This is a genomic window from Hansschlegelia zhihuaiae (assembly GCF_004103825.1).
Lineage (GTDB): Bacteria > Pseudomonadota > Alphaproteobacteria > Rhizobiales > Methylopilaceae > Methylopila > Methylopila zhihuaiae.
Window position 1 is genome coordinate 68,491 of the sequence record NZ_RYFI01000020.1, and the last position, 9,296, is coordinate 77,786.

9 protein-coding genes are annotated in these 9,296 nt (G+C 69.4%); 7 read left to right on the plus strand and 2 right to left on the minus strand.

Features of this window, described 5'->3' with window-relative positions; all coding sequences use genetic code 11:
* Positions 1–41 precede the first annotated feature (41 nt).
* On the plus strand, positions 42–1,010 hold the full coding sequence (locus EK403_RS18220; RefSeq protein ID WP_128778883.1) for a homoserine kinase: 969 nt from the start codon (positions 42–44) through the stop codon (positions 1,008–1,010).
* Positions 998–1,501 carry a ribonuclease HI gene (gene rnhA, locus EK403_RS18225; RefSeq protein WP_428979629.1) on the plus strand — a complete coding sequence of 168 codons (504 nt, stop codon included), beginning with the start codon at positions 998–1,000 and terminating at the stop codon, positions 1,499–1,501. The genes EK403_RS18220 and rnhA overlap by 13 nt, the downstream gene beginning before the upstream one ends.
* Positions 1,502–1,539: 38 nt before the next feature.
* Here rnhA and EK403_RS18230 read toward each other — a convergent pair whose 3' ends face one another.
* Positions 1,540–2,115, minus strand: a complete 576-nt coding sequence (locus EK403_RS18230) for a hypothetical protein (RefSeq protein WP_128778884.1) — start codon at positions 2,113–2,115, stop codon at positions 1,540–1,542.
* A gap of 97 nt (positions 2,116–2,212) precedes the next feature.
* Positions 2,213–3,385, minus strand: a complete 1,173-nt coding sequence (locus EK403_RS18235; RefSeq protein ID WP_128778885.1) for a 2OG-Fe(II) oxygenase family protein — start codon at positions 3,383–3,385, stop codon at positions 2,213–2,215.
* Between the two features lie 160 nt (positions 3,386–3,545).
* Here EK403_RS18235 and EK403_RS18240 point away from each other — a divergent pair, with 160 nt between their 5' ends.
* The 5 genes from EK403_RS18240 (at position 3,546) to EK403_RS18260 (ending at position 8,859) form a co-directional block, all read left to right on the plus strand.
* Complete coding sequence (locus EK403_RS18240) at positions 3,546–4,922, plus strand: malonyl-CoA decarboxylase (protein WP_128778886.1); 1,377 nt, start codon at positions 3,546–3,548, stop codon at positions 4,920–4,922.
* Between the two features lie 85 nt (positions 4,923–5,007).
* The gene (locus EK403_RS18245; protein WP_128778887.1) at positions 5,008–6,594 is read left to right on the plus strand and encodes a sensor histidine kinase; all 1,587 of its coding nucleotides are present in this window, start codon (positions 5,008–5,010) and stop codon (positions 6,592–6,594) included.
* Positions 6,591–7,277, plus strand: coding sequence for a response regulator transcription factor (locus EK403_RS18250; protein WP_128778888.1), 687 nt, complete (start codon positions 6,591–6,593; stop codon positions 7,275–7,277). The genes EK403_RS18245 and EK403_RS18250 overlap by 4 nt, the downstream gene beginning before the upstream one ends.
* A 236-nt stretch (positions 7,278–7,513) precedes the next feature.
* Positions 7,514–8,047, plus strand: a complete 534-nt coding sequence (locus EK403_RS23680) for a calcium-binding protein (RefSeq protein WP_128778889.1) — start codon at positions 7,514–7,516, stop codon at positions 8,045–8,047.
* Positions 8,048–8,217: 170 nt separating this feature from the next.
* Positions 8,218–8,859, plus strand: a complete 642-nt coding sequence (locus EK403_RS18260) for a calcium-binding protein (protein ID WP_164919667.1) — start codon at positions 8,218–8,220, stop codon at positions 8,857–8,859.
* Positions 8,860–9,296: the final 437 nt, after the last annotated feature.

Sequence of the window (9,296 nt, forward strand, 5' to 3'; positions counted from 1 at the left end):
GCAGGCGCGGCGACCCCCCTCCCCCCGTCCTGAGTCCCCCGATGGCCGTCTACACCGAAGTCACCGACGACGACCTCGCCGCGTTCCTGCGCGGCTACGACATCGGCGACGCCGTGACGTTCAAGGGCATCGCGGAGGGTGTCGAGAACTCGAACTACCTGCTCGCCACCACCCGGGCGCGCTTCATCCTCACGCTCTACGAGAAGCGCGTCGCGCCCGCCGACCTGCCCTTCTTCCTCGGCCTGATGGAGCATCTCGCCGAGCGGGGCCTCTCCTGCCCGCTGCCCGTCAAGGCGCGCGACGGCGAGGCGCTCAAGACGCTGTGCGGCCGCCCGGCGGCGCTCGTCACATTCCTTGACGGCGTCTCGGTGCGCCGGCCGACCGCCGGCCATTGCGCGGCGCTCGGACAGGCGCTCGCGGAGCTTCATCGCGCAGGCCAGGGCTTCTCCATCCGCCGTCCGAACGCGCTCTCGGTCGAGGGCTGGCGTCCGCTCGCCGAAGCCGCGCGCAGCCGCAGCGACGCGGTCGCGCCGGGGCTCGACGCGGAGATCGCGGCCGAGCTCGACCATCTGGAGGCGGCCTTCGCGGCGCTCGAGCTCCCACGTGGCGTGATCCACGCCGACCTCTTCCCCAACAATGTGCTGTTCCTGGGCGACCGGCTGTCCGGCCTGATCGACTTCTATTTCGCCTGCGACGACGCGCTCGCTTACGACATCGCGATCTGCCTCAACGCCTGGTGCTTCGAGCCCGACCAGTCCTTCAACGTCACCAAGGGCCGGGCGCTGCTCGCCGCCTATGGCGCAATCCGGCCGCTGTCGGCGGCGGAGGTCGCGGCGCTCCCGACTCTCGCCCGCGGGGCTGCGATCCGCTTCCTGCTGACGCGCCTCGTCGACTGGCTCGACACGCCGCCGGGCGCGCTCGTCAAGAAGCTCGACCCGCTCGAATATCTGAGGAAGCTGCGCTTCCATCAGCAGGCCGAGGGGGCGGCGGCCTTCGGGTGGACCTCGTGACCAAGGCGTTCGCGCCGGAAGGCGAGCCGACGACGCCCGGCGCCGTCGACGTCTTCACCGACGGCGCCTGCTCGGGAAATCCCGGTCCCGGCGGCTGGGGCGCGATCCTACGCTTCGGCGGCGCCGAGAAGGAGCTTTCCGGCGGCGAGGCGCTGACCACCAACAATCGGATGGAGCTGCTCGCCGCGATCTCGGCCCTCGAGACGCTGAAGCGCCCCTGCGCGGTCGTGGTCCACACCGACAGCCAGTATTTGCGCGACGGCGTGACCAAGTGGATCCACGGCTGGAAGCGGAACGGCTGGAAGACGGCCGACAAGAAGCCGGTGAAGAATCAGGATCTTTGGGAACGGCTCGACGCGGCGCTCAAGACCCATCGGATCGAGTGGCGCTGGGTCAAGGGGCACGCCGGACACCCGGAAAACGAGCGCGCGGACGAACTCGCGCGGACGGCGTTGAAGCCGTTCGCGAAGCGGCCGGCCACAGGCGGCTGAAGCCGCCCCGGCCAGCCGATCAGCTCCGGACGTCGCAGTCAGCTGCAGGCGTCGCGCATCTCGACCTGCACGCCGAGCAGGTCCATGTTAATGTTCTCGAAGTCGACCTTCAGAAAATAGAAGCGCTGTCCGAGCTTCAGCGCGCCGGCTGTCACGTCCGAGGTCGTGGCCTTGCGGATCGAATCCTGTACGCCGGGCGCGCTCGTGACCTCGGCCATCAGCGTCGCGGGCTCGTCCACGGCGGCCCCTATGTCCGCATTCCTGTAATAGAGGCCGACCGTCATCTTCTCCAGCTCATTGACGTCCCGGTAATAGGCCGTCAGCGAGCAGACCTTCCGGATGCCGCTATAGGGCAGCGGCGCGTAATAGGTGCTCGGCCCGTCGGGAGTCAGGACGCCCTCGCGGACCGAGGCCGACCCGATCCCGATGGTGCAGGGGCATTGCTGCACGAAGCTCGCGCCCGGGATCTGCAGCCTGGTGCTCTCGGCTCGCGCGGCCGGCGCCGCGAGCGCCATGAGCGGCGCCGCCAGAGCGAGGAGCAGCGCGCCGCGGCGGACGCGAAGGACGAAGGACGCGACGCATACGAACCAGGCGGAGTTCGATCCGGATGTCATGATGGCCTCCTTCGGCGCATCTCGTGGTGATACGAAAAAACTCCTCGAACGCGTGAACAAAACGAGCCGGCGCAACGGCGCCGGCCGGGACGATCGACTACTGCGCCTCGACCTCCTCGGCCTGCTGCCGTTCCTCGCCGGGCGCGTTCGCCCGATAACCCCCGCCGCCCTCCAGCGTGCCTGCGTTCTGTTCGCGCAGACGCGCGGCCGCCTCGTCGTAGAGGAAGGGCAGGAAGGCATAGCGCTTGCCGCACGTGACGCGCGAGACGGCGTGCAGGAACGAGCAGGAGAACACCACCGCGCCGCCGGGCGGCGGCTTGAAGGAGCGCGGACCGTATTCGGGGAAGCTGACCTCGCCGCCCTCGAAATCGGCGTTCAGGTTGATCGACACCGCGAAACGGCGATGCGCGGTGCCCGAGGTCGTGTTGTCGCGATGGGCGCGGAAATGGCCGCCGTCATCGGCCGTGTAGCAGCCGACGATGTAGCGCTCCATGCGCGTGACCTTGAAGGCGTGGGCCTTCAGGATCTCGGGCGCGACCCGGCGCTGGATTCGCAGCTGCAGCTGGCGCTTGAGCTCGGGATCGTCGATCTCGGCGTCGCGGCGGCGCTTGTGGCTGTGGTCGTGGACTGCGACCGTCTTGCCGTCGACCTGCCGCATGAAGCCGGATTCCTGACCGCCTTTCTCCTCGTAGTAGTCGATCAGCCGACGGCAAAGCCCCGGCTCGAAAACGTTGGGCAGAAAGAGCACCGGGGCCTGCAGCTCGACGCCCGCGAAGCGCCGCGGATGCGGCAGGCGGCCGAGCAGGTCGAGCGCCGCGCGCCGATCTGCGCCGTCCTCCGCGAAGGGAATGCGCGCCAGCACCCGCATGGTCGGGTCGAGCACGATCCAGAAGCGCCGCGCCTGGACCTGGCCGCCTTCCTCCGCGTCCCGCGGGATCGCGCCGTAGAGCCGCGAGGCCTGGCCGTCGAGATCGAAGAAGTGTCGGACGCCCGGCAGCTTCGCCTGCAGCCCGCCCTCCTGCGCGTCGCGCGGATCCAGGGTCACGCCGAAGAAGCTCGCATGGTCGTCGTCGAAGATCGCGCTGGCGGCCTCGGCGGCCCGGATCGCCGCCTGCGCCGCGGGATCGGACGCGGAGGCGTAGAAGCACAGGACCAGGTAGCGGCCGGCCGCGGTGTCGAAGGCGTAGCGCGGATTGCCGGTCGCGCGCTGGATGAACCACGGCGCGGGATCTCCCGGGGTCAGCGCGACATAGGATTGCGGAGCGGACATCTCGGAGCCTTGCTTTGCGCGACGCCGCGCATGGAGGCAGGATAGCGGCATCGTGGCGGCGCGCGAAAGTCCGGGCGAACCCTGACGCCGGTCTTCCCGCAGCCCTATCTTACGAGACGCGGCGCGGCGGCGCGCGCCGCATCGAGCCTCGGGGTCCGGCATGCGAGAATCCTCTTTCTTCGGCGACCTTCTGACCAGCATCGCCGAGCAGGGCCGCCGGCTGCTGCCGCGCGCGGCGCGCGAGGCGACGGCTTCGCCGGCGGGCTTCGAGGACGCCTGCGAGACGCTGCTGTCGAGCCGGGGCGAGGCGTCTCGGGTCGCTGTCGCCCGCGACGTCCTTCATGCTTGGACGACGAGCGACGAGGCCGGCCGGTCCGCGTTCTTCCGCATGATGCTCGACCGCTTCGGCCCGGTGGAGGGCAGGCTCGAGGCCGCGGTCGCGGCCTGGCGCGCCGAGCCGACGCAGGAGGCGGCCCAGGCCCTGAACGAGGCCTCCGAGCCGCGCCGCCAGGAGTTGATCCGCCGCCTCGCGCTCGCGCCGGAAGGCATGGGCACGCTGGTCAGGATGCGGGAGCATCTGCTGAAGATCATCGGCGACGACAAGGCGCTGAAGGTCGTGGACGACGACTTCGCGCATCTCTTCGTGTCCTGGTTCAACCGCGGCTTCCTGGTGCTGCGGCCGATCGACTGGGCGACCCCCGCCAATGTGCTGGAGAAGATCATCCGCTACGAGGCGGTGCACGAGATCCACGACTGGGACGAGCTGCGCCGCCGCGTCGAGCCTGACGACCGGCGCTGCTTCGCGTTCTTCCACCCGCGGCTGGTCGACGAGCCGCTGATCTTCGTCGAGGTCGCGCTCACCAAGTCGATGCCGGCCTCGGTCTCGGAGGTGCTGGACCCCGGCCGGGAGGCGATCGCGGCGCGCGACGCCGGCGCCGCGGTGTTCTATTCGATCTCCAACTGCCAGGAGGGCCTGCGCGGCGTCTCATTCGGCAACTTCCTGATCAAGCAGGTGGTCGAGGATCTGAGGCTCGACCTGCCCGAGATCGCGACCTTCGTGACGCTATCGCCCGTCCCTGGCTTCGCCGCATGGCTTGCGCGCGAGATCGCGGCCCCGCGCTCCGAGGCGTTGACGGCGGAAGACCGAGCGGCGCTCGCGGACATCGAGGACCGGGCCTGGATGGACGATCCCGAGAAGGTCGAGCGCCTGCGGCCCGTGCTGACGCGCGTCTGCGCCTGGTATCTGGTCAACGCCCGGACCTCTCGCGGAGGCCCGGTCGATCCGGTTGCGCGCTTCCACCTTAACAACGGCGCGCGGCTCGAGCGGATCAACTTCCTGGCCGATCGTTCGCCCCGCGCCGAGCGCCAGGCGCACGGCATGATGGTCAACTACCTCTACGAGCTCGGCGAGATCGAGGCCAACCACGAGGCCTTCGCGGCGCGCGGCGAGATCGCGGCGTCGAGCTCAGTCAAGCGCCTCGCCCGCCGCGCCAAGCTTCAGGAGGCGCGCCCCGCGGAGACCGAAGCGGCCCGTTGACCGCGGTGGGCTCCTGCTAGAAATCTCGTCGCCCGCGTCGTCGCCTCTCGGCCCGCGGCTGCGTTCTCCCCTTCCGCGAGCCCTGATGTCCCTCCGCTGGCGCATCATCGTCTTCGAGATCGTCACGCTGATCTTCGTCGCGCTGATGATCGGCGTGATGGCGATCGCGCTTCGCCTCGCGGACGACTTCGTGCAGCGGGTCGACGGCGTCCATCGCCGCTTCGAGGTGATCGCCGAGCTCGACGGCAACGCCAACAACTACGCGGAGCAGATCGCCGAAGTGCTGCTGCTCGGCGCCGAGCAGATGCCGGATTTCCAGCAGGCCCGCGCCGAGATGGTCCAGGCCTTCGACCGGCTGCGCGAGGTGACGCGCGCCGAGGTCTCGACGCTTGCGGGGCTCGACGAGGTGCGGACCGAACTCTCGGACGTCGAGGCGACGAGCCGCATGATCGAGCTCTATCGCGCGATCGACATGGCGGCCGAACGCGTCTTCGCCCTGCAGCGCGAGGGCAAGCAGGCCGAGGCGGTGGAGTCGTTCCGCCGCGATGTCGAATACCGGCTGTCGAACGACTTCGAGAACCTGCTCGAGGCGGCGCTCGACGACGAGCGCGGCGAGGTCGCGCGCGAACTTGGCGAGGTGCGCGAGCAGCAGCGCCGCCTGCTCGCCTGGTCGGCCGCGATCGGGCTGCTCGCTCTGCTGTGCGGCGCGGCGCTTGGCTACGCGTTGCATCGTTCGATCGTGCGGCCCGTGCAGGCGCTGGCGGCGGGCGCGCGGGCGATCGCCGGGGGCGCCCTCGCGCACCGCATTCCCGCCAAGGGGTCGGACGAGTTCGCGGCCCTGTCCCGCAGCTTCAACGAGATGGCGGCTTCGCTCGAAACGCAGCGCACGGGCCTGATCGCCGCGCAGCAGCGCCTGCATTCCGAGGTCGAGCTCAGGACCCGGGAGCTCCGCGACGCCAATGAGCGGCTGCGCGACGTCGACGTCAGGCGCGCGCGGTTCCTGGCCGACGTCAGCCATGAGCTCCGCACGCCGCTCACCATCCTCAGGGGCGAGACCGACGTCGCGCTCAGAGGCGGGCCCGATCCCTCGGCGCTGCGCGAGGCGCTGCTCGGCGTCCAGACCCAGGCGCGCGACCTCGGCGCATTGCTGGACGATCTGCTGGCCTTCGCGCGTTCGGACGCCGAGGACCAGTCGCTCGAGATCGCAGTGCTCCGGGTGAGGGACCTGGTGACGGCCGCGACCCAGGAGGGCGAGATACTCGCCGGGCCCCGCGAGATCCTGATCGAGGCCGAGTTCGCCGACGGCGACGCCTGCATCGAGGCCGACGCGCGGCGGCTGAAGCAGGCGCTGGTGATCGGGCTCGACAACGCAGTGAAGCATTCGCCGGACGGCGGCCGGGTCAGCGTCTCGACGTCGGAGGTGAACGGCCGTCTGACGATCTCGATCGCCGATCAGGGCGAAGGCGTCGCGGAGACCGACCGTCCGAGGGTCTTCGACCGCTTCTACCGCGGCGAAGGCGGGCGGAGGAACGCGCAGGGCCTCGGCATCGGCCTTTCGATCGCCAAGGACATCGTCGAACGTCACGGCGGAGAGATCGCGCTCGACAACCGCAAGGACGGCGGCGCCGTGCTGACCATCACCCTGCCGACGACCGGGGCCCGCCCGACATGAACATCCTGATCGTCGAGGACGACCGGCGCATCGCCTCCTTCCTCAGCCGCGGCCTCGTGGCGGAGGGTTATCAGGTGACGGTCGCCGAGGATGGACGGGATGGGCTCGAACACATCAGGCAGGGCGGCTTCGACCTCGTGATCCTGGACCGCATGCTGCCTTACCTCAACGGGCTCGAGGTCTGCCGGATCGTGCGCGAGGAGCGCCGGCCTGTGCTGATCCTGATGCTGACCGCCAAGGACGGCATCCAGGACAAGGTCGACGGCCTGAAGGGCGGCGCCGACGACTATCTGACCAAGCCTTTCGCCTTCGACGAGCTGCTCGCCCGACTGGTGGCGCTGAAGCGGCGGCGCTCGCCCCAGGACGATCCGAACGTCCTGACCGTCGGCCAGCTCTCGCTCGATCCGGCGTCGCGACGCGTCGTCTATGACGGCCGGAGCGTCGCCCTGACGGTCCGGGAGTTCGAGCTGCTCCGCTATCTGATGGCGAACGCCGACCGCGTGGTCAGCCGCCAGAGGCTGCTCAACAGCGTCTGGGAATATGGCTACGACCCGGGCACCAAGATCGTCGACGTCTATATCCGCTATCTCCGCAAGAAACTCGAAGACGAAGGACCAACGTCTCTCATCCAGACCGTGCGCGGCGTGGGTTACATGATTTCCGCGAGCCACGAACCAAAATAGCATCGCGGCATCGATAAGCTCGCCTGCCCCGCGAAGGACCCCTGGTCGGGAGATTCACTTCAGGCAGTCGCGGTGGAACGGCGCGATGGCGACAGCGGGCGAGCCCGCGCCTTGGTTCCATCACAGAATTCTCACCGACTTTTAATCAACCCCTCACTTGGCTCCAACGGACTGAGCCTAAGTCTTCGATCCGAAGCGCCGGGACGGCCGGCGCGGCAATCGGATGGAGACCGCACATGGCGCGCATCGAAGGCAATGGCCGCGACAACGACCTCGAGGGACGTGGCGAAGACGACGTCATCCGCGGCCTTGGCGGCAATGACGAGCTCGACGGCAACGGCGGAAACGACACGCTGAACGGCGGCTCGGGCAATGACGAGCTGGACGGCGACGGCGGCAAAGACTCGCTCATCGGCGGCGACGGAAACGACGAGCTCGACGGCGGCTCGGGCGCCGACGTGCTGCGCGGCGGCAAGGGCGCGGATGAGCTGAACGGCGACGACGGCGACGACATGCTGTTCGGCGGCAAGGGCGACGACACCTTCAAGTTCGAGTCCCGCGAGGGCGACGACACGATCGGCGACTTCAAGTCGGGCGCCGACCGCATTCTGTTCGACATCGACGGGCTCAGCTTCAGCGACCTCAACATCGCCAACAACAATGCCGGCGACGCCGTGATCACCTGGGGCGATCCGGCGGGCTCCTCGATCACGCTCGACGGCGTCGACGCCTCGGCGCTGTCGCGCTCGGACTTCTTTTTCGACAGCTGAGCGAGCGCTCCCGATGAGCGCCGGCGGCGCGCCGAAGGGCGCGCCGCTTCGCGTTCCAAAGGCGGCGCCGAGCGGTTCCTGAGCCCCGGCGATTCGCCGCCGGCCCTTCTCGCTCTAGATGCTTGGTCAGGAAGCCGGCGGTCGGCGAGGGGCTGATGGAGGTCTTCCAGATGGCGGAACTCATTGGGACGCTCGGCCCGGACACGCTCGCGGGCGGCCGTGACGATGACGAAATTCGTGGCAAGGACGGCGACGACACGCTTGTCGGCCGCGGCGGAAACGACCTGATCCGCGGCGGCGGCGATCGCGACCTGATCGACGGTGGCTATGGTCGGGACTCGCTCCATGGCGGCGGCGGCAACGACACCCTGAGCGGCGGAAGCGCCGCCGACCTGCTCGATGGCGGGGGCAGCACCGACACGCTGAACGGCGAGGCCGGCGCCGACACGCTGCGAGGCGCCGCCAAGGGCGACGAGCTCTCCGGCGATGGCGGGGCCGACGAGATCCACGGCGGCACCGGCCTCGACCTGCTCGTCGGCGGAGGCGGCTCGGACGTCCTGTTTGGCGGCCGAGGCGACGACACGTTCCGCTTCGAAGACGGTCAGGGCCGCGACGTCATCAAGGATTTCACGGACGGCGACAGGATCGAATTCAACATCGACGACCTGACCTTCGCCGATCTGACGATCCGCGACAACGACGCCGGCGACGCGGTGATCACCTGGACCGCGAACGGCAACGCCGAAATCACCGTCGAAGGCGTAAGCGCAAACGGCCTCACGCGCGACGACTTCGTCTTCGGCGACGGATAGCCGTCGCCAGCCGGCTCGACGGCGGCCGATGGCGCGCGTCGCCGAAGCGGCTGGAGCCTCGACGCGCCCTCTTGACGGAGCGCGAGGACGGACCGGACCGAGCAGCGCGGCGCCGGACGGCGTCGCCTACGAGGCTCAGCCGGAGCCCGGAGTCGTCGCGGCGAGCGTCTATTCCGGCGGACGGCGGATCGCCGGGATAGCGATCGAGGACGCGGGGCGCCGGGCGAACGAGCCGGGACATTTCGTCTGGATCGGCCTGCTGGAGCCGGAAGCCGAAGCTTCCGCCCTTTCCAGGGATGTGGAGGTCTTTGGGTCGATCAGCGCAGCAGCTGGAGGACGTTGGATTCCTGCTGGGTGGAGATCGAGAGCGAGGAGACGATCAGCGCCTGGCGGGTCTGCAGGGTGGCGAGGTTTGCGGCCTCGGCGTTGGTGTCGGC